This is a genomic window from Acaryochloris marina S15, assembly GCF_018336915.1.
Lineage (GTDB): Bacteria > Cyanobacteriota > Cyanobacteriia > Thermosynechococcales > Thermosynechococcaceae > Acaryochloris > Acaryochloris marina_A.
The window spans coordinates 1-21572 of record NZ_CP064926.1 but is presented as its reverse complement, the minus strand read 5'-3'; the positions used below and the strand labels follow the sequence as shown (position 1 = coordinate 21572).

Sequence of the window (21572 nt, the reverse complement as noted above, 5' to 3'; positions counted from 1 at the left end):
GAATTCGGAGCACTCCTTGATGAACATTTCCCAACGTGAGCAGCAGATTATCCGTATCCAGTCTCAAAGTTCATATGCCTCTATTAACAAAGCTTTAGAAGCAACCCTGCGCCTTGAGGCTAACCGAGTTACCCAGATAGCAGTAGAGTCAGCACTAGACGAAGAAGTCCAAGCTTATCTATCAGAGCTTCAAGGGACTCGCCCTCGACGTTCAGGCTATTATCAGCGGGTTCTTGATACCCAGTACGGCAGGATTGCTCAACTATCTGTCCCGAAACTACGGAAAGGGAATGCAGACCGAGAGTGGAAGATTCTAGAGCGTTACCAACGAGCCCTCGGTAGCCTTCTAGAGTTTTGCCTGGGCTTGTATGTCATGGGTTTATCGCTTCGAGACTTGCAAGAAGCTCTCTATGAGATCCTGGGAGCAGTTTTATCCGTGAATGCCATTAACCGGATTACTCTCAAAGCTCAGAAGCAAATGCTCCAAAGTCGTCAAACTCGTCTTGAGAAAACCCCTTTTATTCTGATTGTTGATGGAGTGTGGGCGAGTGTTCAATGCGCCTCCGAAGACTTTTGGGAAGACCAAGCTGGACATATCCGGAAGCTACGTCGTGCGGAAGACCGAGTCATCTTAGTGGCCATGGCGATATGGCCAGATGGGACACAAACCGTTCTTCATTACGAAATGGCTGTCCAAGAATCTGAGGCAGCCTGGCTACTGTTCTTTGAGCACCTGCGGCACCGAGGATTGCAAACCCATTTGGTGAAGCTGATTGTCAGTGATGGCACCACTGGACTACCTAAGGTAATTCGCGCTCTGTTTCCCCTCGCACAACATCAACGATGCATTACCCACAAGGTTCGAGCGATGCTCCGGCATTTGGGCTATGAGCAATTGCCACACCTGGATGCTCAAGGACAAGAACTCTCCCACTCTGAAGCAAAGAAGCTGCGATATTCACAAATTAAACACGATGCCTATGCTATCTATAAAGCGCCAGACTGGGAAGAAGCGATTGTGACGTTGCTCGTGTTTGCACAGAAATGGACAGACCTTGAACCCGATGCTGTTAGAACCTTCATCAAAGATTTTGCCCTGACCTTGAGTTTCTATGATTTTGATGAATCCCTTCATTCGCTGATTCGTACTTCCAATGCGCTAGAAAGGCTGTTCCGGAAATTCCGAACCAAGGCTGACGAAATTGGTGCTTTCCCAAATGAGGAGAGCTGTTTAGCGATTTTCTTTCTCGTCTCTCGTAGGGATCATGCCAAGCATGATCGCCTCAAAAACCGTGGCGAATAAATAGGGACACTAACGCTGTTTCAGTATGTTGATCAACTCCTTCAACTAAGAACTGAATACTGGGTTGATTGACTCGAAGATACGCTAATAGTTGATCCTGCAAGGTTGTAAGTTGCTGTTGGCGTACCCAATCAGCCCACAATTCCATGGCATAGATCCATCGTTGCCCATAGAGTCCAAGACTAAATTCACTCTGCCGTTGAGTCTTATCTTTATGCTCTTTAATTCGTCCAGCGTAAATATCCACTCCTAATTTTTTCATCCATTGCCCATGCAGCGTAGCCAAGGTATAAGCCATGGCAATCAACAAAACTAAGGCCAGAAATCGGGTGTCATTCACTTTCGTATCTTCTAAGTTATAACCTCCTGTCTTACAATCCTTGAAAAGTTGTTCAATTCCCCAGCGACAAGAATAAATGTCCAGTGCTTGTTTGAGACTCGGCAGATTGGTCAAGATATACCAAGGCTCTTTCGGCCCCTTATTTCTATATTTGCGTTTCCAATAGACAGCCAGATTAAATGGCCCTAAGCCATCTCCTTTGTTGCACAAAACACCTGTATAGAATTTGGACATTCCCGGTTTAAAGCCTAGCTGTTTGAGCACCTGATACTCTTGATGGACTTCCTCTTGAAAATGACCGTCTTTCTTCTGTCTTAAAGCAAAAGATACACCCTTAGACTCAAGCCAGTCAGCTAGTTTAGGGCTATGGAACTCTCGATCTCCCAGGACAAGAACCGGATAATTCTTAAACAGATGTAGCACTGTTTTTAAGAGCCGTTGTTGAGTGGCTAGATTACTATTACCCACATGCTCTAAAACTTCCCAATACAGGGGAAGAGAATGGGTTCCCCAAATGATACTCACCATGAATATATTGCGACCTTTCCATTGGGTTCTATCTATCGCTATGATCCAATAGCCATATTTTCGATGTTTGAATTTCTTCAGCCGACGACGATGCTCCCGATTTAATCCTCGTCCTGTTTGCTCTTGTCGAATCCAATATTTAATCAGGGGGAACCACAAAACTTTGATGCTCAGTTGTGGCAATACTAAAAAGCGTTGCAAGTTACGTTTTCGACTGGGATATTGAATCGGTTGAGGAAAGACACTGGCCAATATGGAGAGTTTTACCTGGCGATGAGCCTGTATCAGTAACAACAGAAGTTGGAGGGTTAGATACTGACTTTCACTCAGATGTTTCTATGATGGATTGCAAAGCACTCAACAAGGTGCAAGCCTAAATACTAGGGATACATTTACTTCTCTGATTAGATATCAAGGAGTTCCATCATGAAGAAGAATACGAAAGAAAGATCTTACGTTGGGAAAGAAGTCTTCATTGGGATTGATGTACACAAGAAGACTTATACAGTTGTTGCTAGGGTCGAGGAGGAGGTCGTCAAGAAATGGACAACGAAAGCCTCTCCAAAATCATTAGCCCAACAACTCCTCAAATATTTTGATGGTGCCACGATCTATAGTGCTTATGAAGCTGGTTTTTCAGGTTTTGTGTTACATCGAGAACTTAAGGCGCATGGGATCCAGAACCTAGTAGTGCATGCCGCCGGGATTGAAGTTGCTATCAATAACCGGGTCAAAACAGATAAACGTGATGCACTTAAACTATCTTCGCTTTTGGAAGCAAAACGCTTAAAGGGAATTCGCATTCCCAGTGAGGAAGAAGAAGCACATCGATTATTGAGTCGGACCAGAAAACAGCTTGTTGAAGATTGCGCTGCGATAAAGAATAAAATCAGGATGAAGTTTCATCAATTTGGTTTAATTGATGCCGATGAAACTCGTGAAATGACTCATAAACTTGTCAAAGAAATTCTGGCTAATGCAACATCCAAAGAATTGATAATTGTGATTAATGCTTATTGGAATGTCTGGAAAAGTCTAGACGAAGAAATCAAAAAGATTGAGCAAGAACTCAAACAACAAGCCAAAGAAGATCCTAACGAAAAGACCTACCGATCTGCTCCAGGTGTTGGGCCACAGTCTGCTCGGGTATTATCGAATGAGTTGGGGGATATGTCTCAGTTTAAGAACGAACGCCAGTTATTTTCATACACAGGTCTGACCCCCAGTGAACATTCCAGTGGTGAAGCGATCCGTAGGGGACATATTACTCATCAGGGCAATGTTCAAGTCCGAAGTATCCTCATTGAGATCGCTTGGAGAGCCATTGAGAAAGACCAAGCTCTAGCTCAGTTTTTTAACCGACTTTTCCCAAGGACAGGAAAGAAGAAGGCCATTGTTGCTGTTGCTCGAAAACTAATTGGACGGATTCGGGCTACTTTTCAAAAGGGTGAGGAATACAAATTAGGATATCCAAATACCCCTTTGCAAATATCTTAAATAGCCCTATCACAAAGAAAAAATTCAACAGGAAGAAATAACTTACGGAAAGACAATATCGACAACTTTCCACTACTGTGACCCAGGTCCGAGCGATGTGAGCAGTATACTGACCACTTTCAGATGTATAGGGCACAGACCTTTTTCTATAACGAATGAGGAATATGTAGCGTAGTTACGACTATGACTTACGAATGACTGAATGTCGAGGAAGTCATTTCAATAAACTTTTCTTCCAAATTAGACTATTGGAGGTCATAGATTGCAAGGCTAGATATCTAAGTTGAACAGAATAGGTATTCCAATCAAATTTACCCATCTTTGTCATTATTTAGAGTTTGGGTTTAGTTTTTGTTGGAATTAAAAAGAATATTTTGACATTCCGGTTGACAATCCACATGACTGAGCACGGAGAGTAGTTTGGTATGATGCAGGGAACATTTTTTGAGATGGGAGTACAATCGTACTCCCTATTTTTTTGCCCTACTATTTTCTCAATTCATTGCTACGCATAACCTTGGATTACCTTGTCACCCGTTAAGAGTGAAAGGAGATATAGCTTCTCGAAACACTCAATAGGCTTGAATTCTAATAGACCTCCGAATCCGTTAGAACGAGCGTTGTTTGTATCCTTTCCACTTCCGATCAATTCTAAGTTCAGCCTATGGAGATGAACTTAGAGAAAAATATTGAATTTTTGTCAGATGTTTGCAGGCAATGGGAATCTCCTTGCATACCCGATAGAGTTGCTGGGAGAGAATGTCAACCAGAAATAGATTGGAAGCGTTGAATAGTAAATGGTTCGATCATAAGAGAACTCTTCTGCTCCAAAATCAACTCTGACATAATTCGCCCTACTACAGGTGAAAGTTGAAAACCATGAGCAGAGAATCCAAAAGCATGATAAACGTTAGGCACCTTAGCACTAGGACCTATAACCGGGATGTGATCGGGCATAAAAGCTTCCAACCCCGCCCATGTCCTGACAATTCTTACTTCAGCCATTCTGGGGAAAAGGGTTAGGACGGTACGACTACTTTCACTGAGTTTAGAAAAGTCGATATCTGTTGTTTCCTGGTCTAGATCATGATCGGCTAGGTGTGCTCCTCCAATCAGTATGGTCCCGTTCTGCATCTGCTTAAACGACAACTTGCGAGAAGTAGCCCCCACGACCGGATCTAGGAAAGGAGGGAGTCGTTCAGTCACCATCATCATGGGAGCACCCACCGTCAACGGGACAGGTTCTTCCAATTGCGCACAGATTTGCCCTGCCCAAGCCCCTGCACAATTGACGAGGATTGGGGCATCCAACTGGGCCTGTTCCGTTACAACTCGCCAAGTACTTCCGACCTGCTCTAATTCAGTGACCCGGCATCCCGTCCAATATTCCACACCTAGGGTCTCAGCTGTTCGGCGAAAAGCCGTCAGTGCATGATACGGACGGGCCAAGCCATCTCCAGCAGTATACAATCCACCCACGCAATGGGGGGCTAAATCGGGCACCAGTTGGTAGAGGCGATCGTGATCTATGATTTGCTCATGGTCAAAGCCAAGATCGCGGACCATAGCAGCCCGTTCCTCTAGCTTGTGCAAATCCGCTGCATTCTCCGCTACCTTAACCTGGCCGCTCAGTTTCACATCACAGTCACTGCCCACCAAAGCATGAATATCCCGCCACATTTCTGCAGCAACAACCGCCAAAGGAATCTCCGCAGGATGACGATTCAACCGCCGCAGGCCTCCCGCATTAACTCCCGAGGCATGGCGACCAGGACTATTTTTTTCTAAAACTATGACCTTTTGGCCCGCTTTAGCTAAGTGGAGCGCAGTCGAAGACCCAATCAACCCGCCCCCAATAATCACAACATCTGCCGTCATTCTTCTGCCCCTCCTAAGTCAGCCAATTGGGCAATGCTCAAGGGTCTGATCGGGGGACGCACTCGGAACGGGGGATAGTCAGACACCGGACGCTTATTTTCGGCGGCGACCATATGGGCCACGACTGAAGCACATTGTCTTCCCTGGCAAGGTCCCATTCCACAACGCAGGAAAAACTTGACCTGATTCGGATCGGAATGTCCTTCGTGCACAGCACGGCGGATTGCCCCTGCTGAAATCTCTTCACAACGACAGACAATAGTGTCGTCATCTGAGGGTACCAAGAGTGAATCTGGCAGTCGGTATAACGTTTCTAGAAACGGCCGGACACGCAGGTCTTTACGCATCCAGTTCTGATCATCCTGGCCTTGGGAATCTCGCTGCTGACGACTGATCAGGTGCACACTCCTAGCCGCTTCTAGGGCAGCCAATCGTCCACTGTGTTCGGCACTACGGGCACCGCCAATCCCCGCATTATCCCCAACGACGGCAAGCCCTGGCACATTGGTATTACCCCATTCATCCACCTGGGGACACCAACATTGTTGGCCCCGATCCCAAACATGATGACACCCTGCTGATCGGGTTAAATTGGTTCTGGGAATCACGCCAAAATGCACCAATAGATGATTGGTGGAGAGTGTTTTTTGTCTAGCAATTCCGAATCGTTCCCAACCAAAGTTCACTGCTTCGACCTGATCGTTGCCCTGGGCCTGCAATCTAGAAACACCGTAATAAATGGGCACGCCACCTTTTAATAAATCCACCGTATATTTCAAGCCACGAGCGATGTAATCTCCAGCTCTTAAAGCTTGAGGCAAACGCGGTGCAGCACGCCATAGGTTGTTGGTCGGTGAGCATTCAAGGATGGCTTTCACAGATACCCCAGCTCGGAGGTATTGCCAAGCCACCAACAAGGGCAATGGTCCAGTCCCAGCAATAACCATCCCACTGGCGGGGACAACACCAGAGGTTTTGAGCAAGATTTGGGCAGCGCCTACATTCATGACCCCTGGCAAGGTCCAGCCTGGGAAAGGGACTGGGCGCTCCATTGCGCCACTGGCAACGATCACCCGTTCCGCTTGAATGATAGAGGCTTGCCCTTGGCGTAGGATTCCGATCTGATGCTGGGCATTCAAAGACCACACCGTTGTTTGAGGCCAATACTGAGCCCCACTCGTCTTAAAAGCTTCAACCAAACTCGCCCCACGCTGGTAATCGGCCCCTAGTAAGGCAGACCGATCTGCGGGGGTTCGGGTGATTGCCCGGTAAATTTGGCCGCCAGGCGAGGACTGCTCATCCAGGACCACCACATCCATACCCAACTGAGCGGCAGTGGTGGCGGCACAGAGTCCTCCTGGCCCAGCCCCAATCACCACAAGCTGATAGGACTTAGGCATCTGTTCCACCAACTCCCTGCTGGCGACGAATAGTCATACCCGCTTTAACCTGTACCTGACAGGCTTGCTGATTGGGTGACCCATCAACTTCCATCAGGCATTCAAAGCAGACCCCCATCATGCATAACGGTGAGCGAGGGGCTCCTGAGAGGGAAGTCGTGCGGGTATAACCCAAATGATGGACTAATGCGGCCGCAGCCACTGTCTCACCCTCAGGAACTTGAACATCTGCACCCTCAATATTAATGGTGACGGTAGGCCCCTCTATTTCATTTAACCGCTTAAACATAAAGTAATTGTTGTACGCCTCTTTCCATTTTCCCAGACTCAAAGTCTCACTGTCGATTCTAGGTCAGAATGCTTACACACTATCTTTCACGCTAATTCAGTTACATGCCCTTTTACTTAGCATTGCTTAAGGCCGACGGTCTACGGTATTACATGCATTGATGAAGTGGGTCGGTAGGGGCGTCACTCAACCTAAATATTGGCAATCCCCATCAGATAATCACTGCAGAGTGGACAGCTCAAGGTCAGTCCTGCATTCGCTGTAATGGAGACTCACATATTTAAAGGGGGCTGTGCGGAATAGAAATAACGTTGGACTGGCCCCTATAGGTCCTGATTCTACTGTTGCAATCATGCAAACTTTACATAGAGTGATGATCGCTAGGAATTCGTTCAGGCTAGGGCTCAGCCTTCCCTTGACTAGAAGCTTCTCTAGCAAATCCCAAAACAAACATCTCTATCTGATACTTTAAGATTGGCTGATAACCTGTGGCCACCTGGCTCTCACCGTTCCAGAAAGCCCTTCGCTGGCAAAAGTTGTCAATCCGTAAGCGACTTCCCCCAAGCATCCTCAGCTCAGATGGGAAAGATTCAGAAATAATTCCTTGACGTTAGTTCCGAGCATCTCTTCCTAACTGTTTCGCGATCCAGGCTGATAACGATAGTGAGGTTATACACAAATGCTCAGTCATCAAATCCATTGTCAGTACTTCTCTCAGGAAGATCTACTTGCTTCCGGCTGCTTGGATGTTCGCATGGCGATGCAAGCAGCCGAAGACGCCTTGAAATCATTCAATCAAGGGGAAGTCATTTTCCCAGACAAGATCGTCCAAATTTTTGATGACGATACTCAAGAGCGGATCAATTGTTTACCCGCAACATTTAAGAACCATAAAATTTGTGGGGTCAAATGGGTCTCAGTTTTCCCCCCTAACCCAATCAAACATGGCATTCAAAATTTATCTGCCGTCATTATTTTGTCGGAGATTGAGCATGGATTTCCAATCGCATTTATGGAAGGAACCCTCTGCTCAAACCTGCGTGTGGGTGCCATGGGTGCCATCGCAGCCAAGTATCTAGCGCGAACTGACTCACAAATCATTGGTTTAATCGGGGCGGGCGAGCAGGCCAAGATGCATCTAGTTGCCATGAAAACAGCACTACCTTCTCTAACAGATTGTCGGGTTGTGGCCAAGGATAAGGCGGAGGAAGAACAATTTATTACCGAAATGTCCCCCATTTTGTCAGATGTCAAGATTGTGGGAACCCAGGAGAATCTTCAAGATGCGATAGAGGGAGCGGATGTCATTGTCACTGCAACCAGCGCCCAAGCGCCGTTGCTCAAGGCAGACTGGTTCAAGTCGGGAGCTTTCTATAGCCATGTGGGGGGGTGGGAAGATGAATATGAGGTCGCGAAAATTTGTGACAAGATCGTTTGTGATGATTGGGAAACTGTTAAACATCGGACCCAAACCTTGAGCCGGATGTACAAAGAGGGGCAACTCAAGGATGAGGATATTCATGCCAATCTTGTTGAAATAGTGACGGGCAAGAAACCAGGTCGCACCAATCCCGACGAGCGTACCTACTTTAATGCTGTGGGGCTAGCCTATGCCGATATTGCGATTGCCTACGCCATGTTCCAAAGAGCGTCTCAAGCGGGCTTCGGTCAAGATCTCAGAATACAAAAGGAAATGATCTTTGAACATGCCTACTTGAAGAAATGGGTTCGACTATAGAACCCATTTGAAATCTTTTGGTAAATTCTCGACAATGGAAAGTGTCGTCAATTCCAAGTCCTATGGCTTATTCCAGCAGTCTGAGCGATTCAGAATGGGAACTCCTTGAACCGCTGTTACCCAAGGTTCTGCCTCTCAAGAAAAAGCCTCGCCCGCTCGAATGGAGTTATCGAGACCTCATTGATGGAATGCTCTATCGACTCAAGAATGGCTGTAATTGGGAAGACTTACCCAAATACTTTCCTCCCTCCTCAACGGTCTTTTGGCACTACAACGAGTGGCGCAAAGCAGGGTCGATTGATACCAATTTGTGTTTTGAGATGTAATTTAGATAGGATCTAATCCTATGTTCATTCCGCAAGTATACAGCGGATCGCAGGTTGGTAGGGGACATATTCAATCCTGGAGTATTTACTGATCAAGCTTTTTAAGAGTTGTGTCTGTCCCCCATCTATATGAAAACCGCTGTATGAGTCGAGTTAGTACAGTTAAACCGCATCTAACAGTGGATGAGGTGAAAGACAAAATTGCCACGGCTCCGACTGCCCGCTGTCAGCAAAAATGGATGATTATTTATAACGCCCTGGTAGATCCTCGCCCAGCTATCGAAATAGCCACGCATACTGCAACTAGTCTTCGAACGGTCCATCAGGTGATTGCCGCTTACAATCGCCTAGGAGCAGCAGCAATTGCTCCTAGGGCTAAACGGAAGAAGAATCCCGGTGCTTATCTGAGTATCGAAGAAGAGATTGAATTTTTAGAATCGTTTATTGAACGTGCTCAACAAGGTCATTTAACAACGGTTCAAGAGATCCAAACGGCCTTTGAGACTAAAGTGGAGACGTCAGTGGCACCCAGTACTATCTATCGTTTGCTAGACCGACACGGATGGCGCAAACTCATGCCTCGTCCGTCCCATCCCAATGGAAACAAAGCGGCACGAGAGGCTTTTAAAAAAACTTTCGGGGGCTGGTCCAAACCGCTGTAGCAGATCGCTCAGCCGAAGACCAACGTCCCATTGTGATCATGGCAGCAGACGAAGGGCGCTTTGGTCGTCTAGGGCAAGTAAGAAGAGCTTGGTGTGCTCCTGGAATTCGACCCGAAAGTGGGCAGCCGCTTGTCCGTGAATATCTCTATGGCTATGTTGCTGTTGCTCCTGCGTTAGGAAAGATGAGTGCTTTAGTCTTACCCTTTTCCAATACTCAGATGATGAACTTATTCCTAGCACAAGTGGCGGATGAATTTTCAGACGGTTCTGTCGCAAAAATAGGTTCTGCGCTGAGAACCAGTGGTAATCTGAGAAGCTGTGTTTCTTCTCTCTCCCGCCAATGAAAACTGCTGACCTATTCAAGTGGCGTCATTATCGATCTGAGATCATCCTTCTCAATGTTCGATGGTATTGCCGCTACCCCCTCAGCTATCGTCACCTAGAAGAGATGATGCTAGAGCGGGGATTGGAAGTGGATCACAGCACCATCAATCGGTGGGTTCTCCAATATTCCCCTGAGCTAGACAAGCGCTGTCGCTGACATCTCAAGCCTACCAATGATTCTTGGAGAGTTGATGAAACTTACATCAAAATACGTAAAAAATGGCGGTACCTTTATCGAGCCGTAGACTCTGACGGCTACACCCTCGACTTTTTACTCACAGCAAAGCGGGACGCCAAGGCTGCGAAGCGCTTTCTGACCAAAGCATTGAATGCGGTTCATACCCATGAACCTCGGGTGATCAACGTGGACAAGAATCCAGCATATCCCCCTGCTGTAGAGCAGTTACAGGAAGAGGAACGTCTCCCTGAAGGCAAAATAGTACGGCAGGTCAAATACCTCAACAATATAGTGGATCAGGATCATCGAGGGATAAAACGTCTGGTGAATCCTGGCATGAGTTTTGGATCGTTTAACTCGGCTAGACGAACCTTAAAAGGGTATGAAGCGATGAACATGATCCGTAAAGGTCAGATCAAAAATGTGGGCAAAGATGATGTGTTAGGACAGATCTCTTTCATCCACAAAATCTTTGGATTAGCAGCCTAGTCTTGGATGAAACTCAGAGGATTTTTGTACCTGGAAACATTATGTCGGGTAGAGAGGACTCCTTCAATGTTTAGGTCAGGTTTGTTTTCCCTGTTGCTCTCTCCTTTCGGTTAGAGAGTGTCACATGATTAGACCCTGCACCTTTGGGAGCCTCCCCCCCACAGAAGCCTGCCTGCAGATTTCCCGCACAAGCCTCTTCATACAGCCGTTTGCTAACTTGGGAACAGTGACACTATACGCCCTGGTCGAGGCAGTGGGTGTCGTGTTCGGTAGCGCTGAAAACTACCCCAATTAAAGCTACGGCGTTGACTACGGCGATTCAACCACTTGAACAAAAGCTCATGTATCTTCTGCTCAAAACAGTTCAAGGAAGGGCTATTGTCGCTCACTCCAAAGTAGTTGAAGTGCCCGCGCATTTTCCTCCCTATTGCCTGCCATAACACAGGTAACTTTAGGGTATTTCGCACCTGACGAAGCCACAGATTCACTTCGACTAAAGACCGGCGCAGCCGTTTCTTCGATGTCTTACGTTTCAACCGAACATACCCTCTGCGACTTCGGCCCCAGTAATGGGTCAACCCTAGAAAATCGAAGGTTGATGGCCGTTGCCCGGTCCCGAAGGAATGTCGAGCATGCCGTTTACCAAAGGCCAGTAGCTTAGTTTTGTCCGTGTTGAGGCGAAGGCCGAATTTCTCCAGTCGTCGTGGCAACACTCACATAAAGCGATGAGCATCATCTTCATGTTCAAACACGAGAATGCCATCATCTGCATAGCGGATAATTGCGCAGTATCCTCGGCAGTGTTTAGTCACTACCTGAGTAAACCACTGGTCCAATACATGATCCAGGAAGATATTGGCAATTACAGGGGAGACAATAGAACCCTGGGGACTACCCAGTTCGTCATATATTACACCGCCAGGAGTTTGGACTCCCGATTTAAGCATCCGCAAAATCAGGCGAAGGAATTTCCTGTCCTTGATTCGCAAGCCTATCACTGAGAGGATTTCCTGATGGGGCATAGTGTTGAAAAACTGAGCTAGGTCGATATCAGCTACCCAGTTGACAGGTTTATTCATTACCTCGTAATTTAGCTGCCGTAAAGCATCATGGCAGCTCCGCTTTGGGCGAAATCCATATGACGTATCAATAAACACTGGCTCGTAGATTGCTTCTAAGATCCGACGGGTCATCTCCTGAACAATTTTATCCTCTATACAGCAGATCCCAAGGGGACGCATGGTGCCATCCTCTTTGGGTATCTCGACCTGACGTACAGCTTGGGGCCGGTACGACATTTGATGAAGCTTACGGTGCAATTCTTTGAGATTGAACTCTAAGTTCTGCCCATATTGCTTCTTGGTCACTCCATCTATTCCAATGGCTTTCTTGCCATCCAGGGATTCAAAACAAGCTCGTAGATTTGCCACTGTATAGTGGTGCATCAACGCTGTAAATGACTCCTCTGGGTGGCTACAGGCCCGAGTAGCTATCCGTTTAACTCCAGTTGTCGCCAAAATTCCACCTCTGAGTGTGGGCGGCGTTTCCGTTAGACGGGTGACTGTATGTGTCCCCCTTCGCTCCATGGGTGTTACTCCATTTCTTCACTACTATGAGGACATCCGACTTCCCATAAACCATTGAGTTTCCTTCCGGTTTGCCGGTTGTGCCACTCTACCCCCAAGAAGGGGGAGTCTATAGGATCTCCCGAGTTCCCGACTTTGTCATATTGACGTGCCACGGTCACAGACCCCGGTGGACCCTCGGAAGCATTGGTCGTTAGCTTCTCCGGTGTTGCCTTCCGCGTCGCAAACCACGTCGGCATCCACTTGTATGGTTCATTTCGGGGCTTTATACCTTCACGCTTTTGCATTGTGGCCCATCAACTCCTTGTGTACGCTTCGACGCCACCGTTACCGATGACGACGCAACACTCAGTACCTATTGCCGGACCAGGGCTTATAGGGTAGGGACTCACACCCTACTAACAATGCCGAGCTTTGCTCGGCGCACTTGCGACACAACCATAAATCCTTCACGCTACAGCTCCCAAGCCAGAATTGAGGGGAATTCTAAATCCACACAATATTCATGACTGACAATTTCATTTTTGTTGCTTAAGAATTAAAGAGGATCGTATTGAGAGCGATAGAATAATCGCCTTCACAATGAGGTGAAACTTGGCTATCCGATCTAAAAACCTAACTGCAATTCAAGCCTATCTACCGGGACTACAGCGATTGCTCTCCTATCAACATCAGTGGCTACGAGGGGATTTGCTAGCAGGCATAACGGTTGCCGCCTATCTAATTCCGCAATGCATGGCCTATGGCGAGTTGGCAGGGGTTGAACCGGTGGCAGGTTTGTGGGCCATTTTGCCACCGATGCTGATCTATACACTCTTCGGTTCTTCTCCTCAACTTTCGGTAGGGCCAGAATCGACAACAGCGGTAATGACAGCCGTTGCGATTGCACCTCTAGCCAAAGGCGGTAGCGACTATGCCAGTCTTGCAGCAACTTCATCACTCCTCGTCGGTCTGATCTGCGTTGTTGCTTATTTGGCCCGACTCGGATTTCTGGCTGACCTTCTCTCAAAACCGATCTTGACGGGCTATATGGCAGGCGTAGCGGGGCTAATGATCACCAGTCAACTCAGTAAAGTGAGCGGTATCAACATTGAGGCTGAAACCATTCTGGGTGAAGTCCAGGGATTTCTAACCCAATTGGAGCAACTCCACTGGCCGACTGCGATGGTCGCAGGGCTGGTCCTCTTTTTCTTATGCGTGATTCAGAGGCGCTTTCCTCAAGCGCCCGGTCCCCTGATTGCGGTGTTGCTAGCGACAATGGCTGTGGCGATTTTTGACCTGGATCAAAAAGGTGTTGTGGTCGTGGGCACTATTCCCGCAGGTTTCCCCCACATTGCTCTTCCCAAAGTTTCAGTGACTGAACTCCCCTCACTGACGGCAGCCGCACTGGGTATTTCCGTGGTTGCCTATTCAGATAATGTACTGACGGCCCGTTCCTTTGCAAATCGAAATCAATACACAGTTGATGCCAATCAAGAGCTGCTAGCCCTCGGTGCTTCTAATCTCGGGACAGGCTTGATGCAGGGAATCCCCGTTAGCAGCAGCGGCAGTCGCACCGTAATCGGGGATGCCTTAGGGAGCAAGACTCAGCTTTATTCTTTGGTAGCATTTGGGGGTTTAATCTCGGTGCTTCTTTTTCTAAGGCCTTTGCTGTCCCTGTTTCCGACGGCTGCTTTGGGAGCCATCGTCATTTTTGCTGCCACTAAACTAATCGAGATTGCTGAATTTCGGCGTCTGAAGCGGTTCCGTCGGAATGAATTTTTACTCGCTTTAATCACGACGGTTGCGGTGTTAGCGACTGATATTTTGATTGGTGTCGCCATCGCTGTAGGCTTATCTGTGATTGACCTGTTTGCACGGGTGGCCCGTCCCCATGATGCGGTGCAGGGAAAAGTGCCTGGTTTAGCAGGCCTCCATGATATTGAAGATTGGGATGGTGCTACGACAATCCCTGGACTTGTGATTTATCGATATGATGCACCACTCTGTTTTGCAAATGCTGAGAATTTTAAGCAACGTGCCTTAGCATCCATTGTGGCGGAACGCTCTCCCGTTGAATGGTTTGTACTCAATACGGAAGCCATTATCGAGATTGATATTACAGCGGTGGATATGCTGGAGGAGCTGCGCCAAGAATTAGCTGATCAAGGCATTATCTTTGCCCTAGTACGAATGAAGCAGGATCTATATAGCCAACTGTTGCGATCTCAATTCTTGAACCAAATCAATCCTGAGCATATTTTCCCGACATTGCCGATGGCAATCGCAGGTTTTGAAGCTTCTCAGCCAAAAGCAGACCTCTAAAATGTGGTAGTCCGCCAGATATAAGGATTGGAGTTTAGACTAAAAGCTACTTCCAAGAATCAGAAAGGACAGCCCATCTTACTCTCTTCCCGCCATAAAATTACGCACTAAAACTGCTGAAATCACTGTGAGTCAAAAATATACGGCCTGGTTCATTCATGGGTAACAGTGTCATGAGCGATCAGGGTAGTCTGGAGGCTTGTCGTTTTCTCCTCTGACTTGATCACCGAGTATGATTTCCACCCCTGCCATTGCAACTACCCTTCCTCCAAAAATCCGGAAAGATATCGGTATCCAGTCTCTATCAAGATCCATACCCATTGCTCGCATTGCCAGAGAGAATCAAGTCAGTCGGAAGTTGGTCGTGCATCAAACAATTGTGGGGTAGGTGAGTATGTCATCCCAATGCCAAGCTCGCGAGGCTAGATCAGCACGTTGTGCCGCCGTTGTTTTAAGCCGACTGTGTGTCCAAATCCAATTGAAATAGCTGACCACTAATCGAGCAGTGACTTTGGTTTGCGCCCACACTTTGCCAAATTTGTTCTGGCGTCGATGCCATCGACCACTGTGCTGCCGAATAATGCCATTGGTGCGTTCGAGTCGTTGAGTTCTGTCCTTGCCAATGTAATGGTCAATCTCCCAAGGCAACACTCTTTCGTACCCCCCCAATCGTCGCTATTCCAGTCCTTGCAATCGGTCTTACCTTCAGTGCTAGTCACCAGTTCATTCAATAATGAATCGGTGTGCTTGCCCACACGACACGAGAGGATCACGCCGCTTGTGTTTGCCAAGGTAATCGCCATCCAACAATCACCCATCTCTAGCTCATGGGGAAGACAGTGTTTTTGCTTTTTTTCACAAAGGACCACATTTCATCTGCACTGACATCCTCCGTTTCAACGGCTTGCACTTGGCCATTATGGAGTTGCTGAGATCGTTGGCTAGCAGCTCTTACTAGAGAGACTACAGTGTTGTAAGCTAGGCCACTGGTCCGAGTGATACCTCGAAGACTACTCCCTTCTGCATGGGCTTGGAGAACTTGTCGGACCTGCTCTGGACTCACCTGACGACGATAGTAAAGGGTATCAAAGCGTTCAGTAAAGGTCTGCTGGCACTCAGGACAACGGTATCGTTGAAGCATGTTGGGCATCTTGCCATGCTTGTGTGCTTTGGAATGACCGCATAGTGGGCATTGCATGGGTAGGTTAGAAGCTGAGCTGAGCCTCTAGTATACTCAACCCACAATTACTTGAGGCACGACCCGGAAGTTTGTGTATGAGCAAGAGGAAATTGCTGCACAAGCATTGAATGAATCCTTCCTCGGCGATAAAGGGGATGACGAGGTTCTGTTCTATTTACCAATCACCAAAACTTGGCTATTCCAGCTGATTCTAGCTTTGGTGTTGATCTGCCACAGCTCCTATCGAGGTGTCGTTGAGCTATTGCGCGATCTGTTTGATTGGTCTATCAGTGTAGGAACCGTTCGCAATCGTCTGCAAGTCGCAGCTGCAAAGGCAGAAGAAATCAACCAAGCTCAAGACCTGTCTACTATTAAGCAGGGTCTTCATGATGAGATCTTTCAAGGCTCGATGCCTGTACTCACAGGAGTGGATGCTTTCTCCACTTCACCCCGTGCCGACATAAGCACAATTTTTACCACAGGATCGCTGTAATACCTACAGCAAGAGACTTTTAGAAACTAAAAACTCAACATCCTATTTATAAATAATAATGTTTTTTATATATAAATGCTGAAAGCCACTCTCAGTATCGCTTTGTGACAATTGAAGGATAAAATATTTGCTCAAAGTGTCATAGTTCACAGCAATTAGACGGACTTAGGATTGATCCCTAGTGGTCATAAGTCGGTGTAAAGATCAGTCTGTCTCAAACAGCTTCCTTAATCGATCCAGGCTCCTAGTTAGGAAGTGTTCTAGTATCGGCGTGTTCATTTCACACACTTCCCAATACCTGTATCCTGCTGCCAGAAAAGGGTAACGCTAACACGAAGCTCTTGGCTTATCGTTCTTATGACGAAGCTAGATCTTTACACCGACTTATGACCACTAGGGACGATTCACTTTCGTTAACCATACCGAACTTCCTCTTGCCCATCTCCAGGTTAGGCTCCCAGGTTAGGCGCTTGCGTGGTCTGCATTCTATTGTTCTAATTACTCAGACCAATGTGACCGGAGTCAGAGACTCTTTTACGTGAGGATAATGAAATAGACATCATAAGGAAGGAAGGCCCTCCGCTCAAGAATGAGGATTAGATTTAATCCCCTAACACTTAGCTTTCTACATCGCACTAGACCCTGAACCCCTATATTGACTCCATACATGGCTTCATAGTCGGCACAATCCTTAGTAAGCGAACCAGTTTCGCAAGGTGTCGGTCAATACCTGACTATCCTGAGTGACCAAGTTGTTAGCCAGAGTTAGAGGAGAACTAGCTTTGAAATGGATTATGACTGTATTTTTCTCTGGATCTAGGGGCAAGGCATAGATGCTGATAATGTCAGCAATTGGCTGACATTGTTGCCAATAGGTCCACCCAAAGAGTTGATATTTAATGACTAAACGTTGTTCAGAACTCTCAACCAAGGTACTGGTGAGGTTGTCTTTAAGCCAGTTCAAACTTGTAATCCAAGAAGCACCTCCAAAGCAAAGTAATAGGATGCCCACACTGATTTCCCCAATGTTGCCAGAACTGAAGGCTTGGCGAGTATAAACCATGCCCAAGGGCAATAGGGCCAAGATAATGAATACTAAGGGACCTAACAGGGTGAGAAGAGTCATGTTTGCTAAATCTTGGAGCCTGAGTAAAGGTGCTGACCAAATCGGGCCAATCCGAACCTGCAAATACTCAGGACTAGTCTCAATTTGAAGACGTTGGTGATCCCCATAGGAGAGCGGCAAGTCTGGCATGTCAGAGGGGAGTGACACCAGGGCCGTCAAGGCAGCTCTGGCGGATTCGAATCGGTCGGCTAAAGCGGGGGCAGTCAATATTTCCAGCCATGTAGTTAATCGATTGCTGAGGGTGATGCGATCACGAAACTGTAACCGCAAGTCGGATTGGGCTAATTCAGCTGGTGCCATCCCTGTGAGCAGGTGCACCAATGATGCTCCCAAACTGTACAAATCAGATGCGGGCACTGCCTGTCCACCAAACTGCTCTAGGGGGGTATAACCGTAGGTGCCAACAACAGTAAAGGAAGTGCCTGTTTGCGACAACTGGTTTTGTACGGCTCCAAAGTCCACTAGAAACACTTGCTGGTTAGGGGTGAAGATCAGGTTGCTAGGTTTTATGTCTCGATGGAGAATAGGGGGATTCTGCTCATGCAGATAGATCAAGATCTCTAGTACTTGAGCAGCTAAATCATAAATGTCTGATTCCGAAAACCGATGTCCTTGTTGGACCAATGCTTGCAAACTGGTCCCTGGAATATATTCTTCGATGAGGCCTAGCCAGGGCTCTGGTTTTTGGAGATGAAAAGAATCCAGGTACTTGGGGATATGGGGATGATCAAGCTGCTGGAGAACTTGCACTTCTCGCTCAAACAATTTCAATTCATCCCATTGCATACCTCGACCAAAGGCCAAAAATTTGACAATTACAAATTGCTGTTCGGGCACTGCCTGACTATCTACCGCTAACCAGGTTTGGCGAGTAGGTTGAGCCCTCAACTGCGCTCTCAATTGGTACCGTTTTTGCAATATCTGCCCAGCCATCAACATTGGCAATGACTTGTACTTGCTCAAAGTCTTGTCTTTCACTTATCAATTATGCACGAATTTACGGGGTTGACTGCTCTGCGTAGAACTTTGAGAGTTCCAGTGAAGCCTATGCTCAAAGGAGCAATCTCACCGTGTTCCGCTGCTTGGACCATCAAGCAACGGACAGCCCAATGTGCCAAGTTAGCGGCCAAAAGGTCTGGGTTAAGGGGTTGTAGCGAGAGGCAGAAATTGCTGTTCAACCCAGTAGAGATCCCATGCCTGATTTAACATAACCGTCTTCATCGCAGCGAGAGCATCAGCAGTGTCTTCTGACCAATGCATCCTTCGATTCTTCTGTCATTTGGTGACAATCTGATCACAGGCTTTCTCTGCATGAGCACTACCCATTTTTCTGAAGGGATTGTGCGTCCTCCTCTTCATTGTCAAGCAGACATCACAGGCTATCAAGACTGGTGGAGCGCGCTAGGAAATTATGGAAGGAGGACAAAACAGATAATCAAATTGCCAAGATACTAACGAACGATTTCGGTCTGCTCGAAACTTTCAAGTTTCGAGTGGTACTGTCTTCAAAATCCGTCATCGACACCAGGTCACTAGTTCCTATCATAAATGTCGTTTAGCAGAAAAGGTATGTGGACTGTTCTTGGCCTATCCTGGAAACTAGGAGTTAGCCGAATTTGGTTGTATCGCTATATTCGAGGTGGAAAGTTGCCGGAATCTTATATTATTCATAGGCCACCTCATGACAATTACCTTATGATGACGAATAGACTGTTTGAGCGCTTTTTAAGCGCTCAAACAGTCTATTCGTCAGAAAAAATGAAAATCTGACGCCTAGGAGGGCATTGTAATGAGCAAGGTCTGGCTTGTTTCCATTGCGCCAAGACAAAGGGGTAAACCGGTAAAGGCTTGAGAGTCGATTGTTCTATTTGCTCAAACCGTTGCTGTCGAGACATGCCATACCCTTGCATGGTTCGCTCGTTGAGCCGTTTGAGTTTGACGGCAATGGCTTCATTGAGGGTGCGAAAACTGTGGAACTGCTCATGGCGCAAAGGGGCAATAATTTGACGCTCTACTTCCTGGACCGCTTTTTCGACCTTGGCTTTATCGCGGGGTTTCCGGACTCGGGTGGGAATGACGGCAACCCCATAATGCTCTGCAAATTCCTGGTAGCTGCGATTAAGCTCTGGCTCATAACGACAGGCTGCATTAATGCCAGATTTGAGATTATCCGGAACGATAATCTCAGGTACACCTCCAAAGAAGGCTAATGCTCGTTGGTGAGATCCGAGCCAGTGGGGAATCGCTTGAGTGGGCGTTGCTTCTGCAAAGGTGTAGTTGCTCGCTCCTAGGCAAGCCACGAAAATCTGGGCATCGCTGACCTCACCAGTAATCGGATCTTGGACACGCATGGTTAACCCACAATAATCGACGAATAATTTCTCCCCAGCTTTATGAACCTGTCTCATGGAGAGGTTGTGACGTCCTTTCCACTGGTTGTAGCGACGGCAGAATTGACCATAGCTCAAGCTCCACTCTTGATGATCAATCCCTTCTTGCCACAGCAGAGCGAGGGTGATCCCTTTCGATTGCAATTCGGTATGAATCGGTTCAAAGTCAATCTCGTCATATTTGGCTTGGCGAGATTGATGCTTGCCCAGCATGACTTGAGCTTCGCTATCAGTCAGTCCTTGAAGTTGTTCGTAGCTCAGATGTTTAGCTTGCGCACGGCGGATATAGTCTTGAACGGTGGAACGGGCCACAACACAACTGGTCGCGATCTGGGTTTGGTTGTAGCCGAGCTCATAGAGCCGGATGATCTCTCGAAATTTAACCATCGATAGTAATTTCCCTTGGTTGCGATGTTTCATAGCTCCTAGCCCCACTGCGTTCTTGGTTGAACGGTAGGACATTAGATGCCGTGAACGTTGGAAATTACCTGTTTGGGAACTGAAAACAACTCCATCAAAAAGATGGTCTGTGCAGGAGCAAAACTAAGGTGCCGAGGTACATGCAACTCGCCGCCGAAGTAGACTCTTGTCCTCTTTTGGTGATGCAAGGAAAATAAGGCTTAAAAGCATGACTAGAAGATGTTTTAGCTTGTTAGCACTAAGCGTTTATTCAAGAGATCTAGGCCAGCTCTCCCATACATTTGGCGCTTGACCATTTTCAATCGGTTATTTTGTCCCTCAACCTGGCCATTGCTCACCTCTAGTTTCAGGGCAGCTTTGACCGCTTCGTAGTTAGTGTCTTGATTTATTCGCCATGAGCTGGAATAGCTGAAATGCTCTGATAATAGAGAATTCGGAGCACTCCTTGATGAACATTTCCCAACGTGAGCAGCAGATTATCCGTATCCAGTCTCAAAGTTCATATGCCTCTATTAACAAAGCTTTAGAAGCAACCCTGCGCCTTGAGGCTAACCGAGTTACCCAGATAGCAGTAGAGTCAGCACTAGACGAAGAAGTCCAAGCTTATCTATCAGAGCTTCAAGGGACTCGCCCTCGACGTTCAGGCTATTATCAGCGGGTTCTTGATACCCAGTACGGCAGGATTGCTCAACTATCTGTCCCGAAACTACGGAAAGGGAATGCAGACCGAGAGTGGAAGATTCTAGAGCGTTACCAACGAGCCCTCGGTAGCCTTCTAGAGTTTTGCCTGGGCTTGTATGTCATGGGTTTATCGCTTCGAGACTTGCAAGAAGCTCTCTATGAGATCCTGGGAGCAGTTTTATCCGTGAATGCCATTAACCGGATTACTCTCAAAGCTCAGAAGCAAATGCTCCAAAGTCGTCAAACTCGTCTTGAGAAAACCCCTTTTATTCTGATTGTTGATGGAGTGTGGGCGAGTGTTCAATGCGCCTCCGAAGACTTTTGGGAAGACCAAGCTGGACATATCCGGAAGCTACGTCGTGCGGAAGACCGAGTCATCT

At 47.2% G+C, this 21572-nt stretch carries 19 protein-coding genes and 3 pseudogenes; 11 read left to right on the top strand and 11 right to left on the bottom strand.

Annotated features, from left to right (window positions below):
- The first annotated feature begins 19 nt into the window (after window positions 1-19).
- Window positions 20-1303, top strand: a complete 1284-nt coding sequence (locus tag I1H34_RS29840; RefSeq protein ID WP_212661567.1) for an IS256 family transposase — start codon at window positions 20-22, stop codon at window positions 1301-1303.
- Here the strand turns inward: I1H34_RS29840 and I1H34_RS29835 are convergent.
- Window positions 1284-2501, bottom strand: coding sequence for an IS4 family transposase (locus tag I1H34_RS29835; RefSeq protein WP_396124666.1), 1218 nt, complete (start codon window positions 2499-2501; stop codon window positions 1284-1286). The genes I1H34_RS29840 and I1H34_RS29835 overlap by 20 nt on opposite strands.
- Window positions 2502-2597: 96 nt before the next feature.
- Here I1H34_RS29835 and I1H34_RS29830 point away from each other — a divergent pair, with 96 nt between their 5' ends.
- Window positions 2598-3668, top strand: a complete 1071-nt coding sequence (locus I1H34_RS29830) for an IS110 family RNA-guided transposase (RefSeq protein ID WP_212662783.1) — start codon at window positions 2598-2600, stop codon at window positions 3666-3668.
- Window positions 3669-4430: 762 nt separating this feature from the next.
- Here I1H34_RS29830 and I1H34_RS29825 read toward each other — a convergent pair.
- From I1H34_RS29825 to I1H34_RS29815, 3 genes are read right to left on the bottom strand one after another with little or no spacing between them, the layout of a single operon-like run.
- Window positions 4431-5546, bottom strand: a complete 1116-nt coding sequence (locus I1H34_RS29825; protein WP_212666947.1) for an NAD(P)/FAD-dependent oxidoreductase — start codon at window positions 5544-5546, stop codon at window positions 4431-4433.
- Entirely contained in the window at window positions 5543-6946 is a 1404-nt protein-coding gene (locus tag I1H34_RS29820; RefSeq protein ID WP_212666946.1) for an NAD(P)/FAD-dependent oxidoreductase, read from the bottom strand. The genes I1H34_RS29825 and I1H34_RS29820 overlap by 4 nt, the downstream gene beginning before the upstream one ends.
- The gene (locus I1H34_RS29815) at window positions 6939-7235 is read right to left on the bottom strand and encodes a (2Fe-2S)-binding protein (RefSeq protein ID WP_212666945.1); all 297 of its coding nucleotides are present in this window, start codon (window positions 7233-7235) and stop codon (window positions 6939-6941) included. The genes I1H34_RS29820 and I1H34_RS29815 overlap by 8 nt, the downstream gene beginning before the upstream one ends.
- 679 nt (window positions 7236-7914) lie before the next feature.
- Between I1H34_RS29815 and I1H34_RS29810 the strand changes: the two genes are divergently transcribed.
- From I1H34_RS29810 to I1H34_RS29790, 5 genes and pseudogenes are all read left to right on the top strand, one after another.
- Complete coding sequence (locus tag I1H34_RS29810; protein ID WP_212666944.1) at window positions 7915-8973, top strand: ornithine cyclodeaminase family protein; 1059 nt, start codon at window positions 7915-7917, stop codon at window positions 8971-8973.
- Window positions 8974-9035: 62 nt separating this feature from the next.
- Window positions 9036-9299: a transposase gene (locus tag I1H34_RS29805; RefSeq protein WP_212666943.1), complete on the top strand. Its 264-nt coding sequence runs from the start codon at window positions 9036-9038 to the stop codon at window positions 9297-9299.
- Window positions 9300-9442: 143 nt separating this feature from the next.
- Window positions 9443-9961 carry a helix-turn-helix domain-containing protein gene (locus I1H34_RS29800; protein WP_235111757.1) on the top strand — a complete coding sequence of 173 codons (519 nt, stop codon included), beginning with the start codon at window positions 9443-9445 and terminating at the stop codon, window positions 9959-9961.
- A gap of 38 nt (window positions 9962-9999) precedes the next feature.
- On the top strand, window positions 10000-10305 hold the full coding sequence (locus tag I1H34_RS29795) for a hypothetical protein (protein WP_212666942.1): 306 nt from the start codon (window positions 10000-10002) through the stop codon (window positions 10303-10305).
- Window positions 10302-11012 (top strand): annotated as a pseudogene (locus I1H34_RS29790) (IS6 family transposase). Before I1H34_RS29795 ends, I1H34_RS29790 begins: the two are co-directional and overlap by 4 nt.
- A 212-nt stretch (window positions 11013-11224) precedes the next feature.
- On the opposite strand, the gene I1H34_RS32575 reads toward I1H34_RS29790, so the two are convergent.
- The 3 genes from I1H34_RS32575 to I1H34_RS29780 are packed head-to-tail and all read right to left on the bottom strand — an operon-like array spanning window position 11225 to window position 12837.
- The gene (locus tag I1H34_RS32575) at window positions 11225-11722 is read right to left on the bottom strand and encodes a group II intron maturase-specific domain-containing protein (protein ID WP_249370315.1); all 498 of its coding nucleotides are present in this window, start codon (window positions 11720-11722) and stop codon (window positions 11225-11227) included.
- Between the two features lie 3 nt (window positions 11723-11725).
- A complete protein-coding gene (locus I1H34_RS32570) occupies window positions 11726-12598 on the bottom strand; it encodes a reverse transcriptase domain-containing protein (RefSeq protein WP_249370314.1) in 873 nt (290 codons plus the stop codon).
- 5 nt (window positions 12599-12603) lie between these two features.
- Window positions 12604-12837 (bottom strand): hypothetical protein, encoded by a 234-nt coding sequence (locus tag I1H34_RS29780; protein ID WP_212666941.1) that lies wholly within the window; start codon window positions 12835-12837, stop codon window positions 12604-12606.
- Between the two features lie 355 nt (window positions 12838-13192).
- Between I1H34_RS29780 and I1H34_RS29775 the strand changes: the two genes are divergently transcribed.
- On the top strand, window positions 13193-14902 hold the full coding sequence (locus I1H34_RS29775) for an SLC26/SulP family anion transporter (protein WP_249370313.1): 1710 nt from the start codon (window positions 13193-13195) through the stop codon (window positions 14900-14902).
- A 232-nt stretch (window positions 14903-15134) separates the two neighbouring features.
- Complete coding sequence (locus tag I1H34_RS29770; RefSeq protein ID WP_212666940.1) at window positions 15135-15290, top strand: hypothetical protein; 156 nt, start codon at window positions 15135-15137, stop codon at window positions 15288-15290.
- On the opposite strand, the pseudogene I1H34_RS29765 reads toward I1H34_RS29770, so the two are convergent.
- Window positions 15272-16100 (bottom strand): annotated as a pseudogene (locus I1H34_RS29765) (IS1 family transposase). The gene I1H34_RS29770 and the pseudogene I1H34_RS29765 overlap by 19 nt on opposite strands.
- 73 nt (window positions 16101-16173) lie before the next feature.
- On the opposite strand from I1H34_RS29765, the gene I1H34_RS29760 reads away from it, so the two are divergent.
- On the top strand, window positions 16174-16575 hold the full coding sequence (locus I1H34_RS29760) for a hypothetical protein (protein WP_249370312.1): 402 nt from the start codon (window positions 16174-16176) through the stop codon (window positions 16573-16575).
- 691 nt (window positions 16576-17266) lie between these two features.
- On the opposite strand, the gene I1H34_RS29755 is transcribed toward I1H34_RS29760, so the two are convergent.
- From I1H34_RS29755 to I1H34_RS29745, 3 genes and pseudogenes are all read right to left on the bottom strand, one after another.
- The gene (locus I1H34_RS29755; protein WP_249370311.1) at window positions 17267-18634 is read right to left on the bottom strand and encodes a serine/threonine protein kinase; all 1368 of its coding nucleotides are present in this window, start codon (window positions 18632-18634) and stop codon (window positions 17267-17269) included.
- 809 nt (window positions 18635-19443) lie between these two features.
- On the bottom strand, window positions 19444-20553 hold the full coding sequence (gene istA / locus I1H34_RS29750; protein WP_212666939.1) for an IS21 family transposase: 1110 nt from the start codon (window positions 20551-20553) through the stop codon (window positions 19444-19446).
- Between the two features lie 182 nt (window positions 20554-20735).
- Window positions 20736-20885: pseudogene (locus tag I1H34_RS29745) on the bottom strand (transposase); the annotation flags it as partial.
- A 74-nt stretch (window positions 20886-20959) separates the two neighbouring features.
- Between I1H34_RS29745 and I1H34_RS29740 the strand changes: the two are divergent.
- A partial coding sequence (locus I1H34_RS29740; protein WP_212666938.1) for a transposase occupies window positions 20960-21572 on the top strand: 613 nt, incomplete at its 3' end.

Bases quoted from the DNA above. Each gene is read 5' to 3' on its own strand.
- I1H34_RS29840 (WP_212661567.1), top strand. From the start codon at position 20: ATGAACATTTCCCAACGTGAGCAGCAGATTATCCGTATCCAGTCTCAA.
- I1H34_RS29830 (WP_212662783.1), top strand. From the start codon at position 2,598: ATGAAGAAGAATACGAAAGAAAGATCTTACGTTGGGAAAGAAGTCTTC.
- I1H34_RS29825 (WP_212666947.1), bottom strand. From the start codon at position 5,546: ATGACGGCAGATGTTGTGATTATTGGGGGCGGGTTGATTGGGTCTTCG.
- I1H34_RS29820 (WP_212666946.1), bottom strand. From the start codon at position 6,946: ATGCCTAAGTCCTATCAGCTTGTGGTGATTGGGGCTGGGCCAGGAGGA.
- I1H34_RS29815 (WP_212666945.1), bottom strand. From the start codon at position 7,235: ATGTTTAAGCGGTTAAATGAAATAGAGGGGCCTACCGTCACCATTAAT.
- I1H34_RS29810 (WP_212666944.1), top strand. From the start codon at position 7,915: ATGCTCAGTCATCAAATCCATTGTCAGTACTTCTCTCAGGAAGATCTA.
- I1H34_RS29805 (WP_212666943.1), top strand. From the start codon at position 9,036: ATGGCTTATTCCAGCAGTCTGAGCGATTCAGAATGGGAACTCCTTGAA.
- I1H34_RS29800 (WP_235111757.1), top strand. From the start codon at position 9,443: ATGAGTCGAGTTAGTACAGTTAAACCGCATCTAACAGTGGATGAGGTG.
- I1H34_RS29795 (WP_212666942.1), top strand. From the start codon at position 10,000: ATGGCAGCAGACGAAGGGCGCTTTGGTCGTCTAGGGCAAGTAAGAAGA.
- I1H34_RS32570 (WP_249370314.1), bottom strand. From the start codon at position 12,598: ATGGAGCGAAGGGGGACACATACAGTCACCCGTCTAACGGAAACGCCG.
- I1H34_RS29780 (WP_212666941.1), bottom strand. From the start codon at position 12,837: ATGCCGACGTGGTTTGCGACGCGGAAGGCAACACCGGAGAAGCTAACG.
- I1H34_RS29770 (WP_212666940.1), top strand. From the start codon at position 15,135: ATGATTTCCACCCCTGCCATTGCAACTACCCTTCCTCCAAAAATCCGG.
- I1H34_RS29755 (WP_249370311.1), bottom strand. From the start codon at position 18,634: ATGGCTGGGCAGATATTGCAAAAACGGTACCAATTGAGAGCGCAGTTG.
- istA (WP_212666939.1), bottom strand. From the start codon at position 20,553: ATGTCCTACCGTTCAACCAAGAACGCAGTGGGGCTAGGAGCTATGAAA.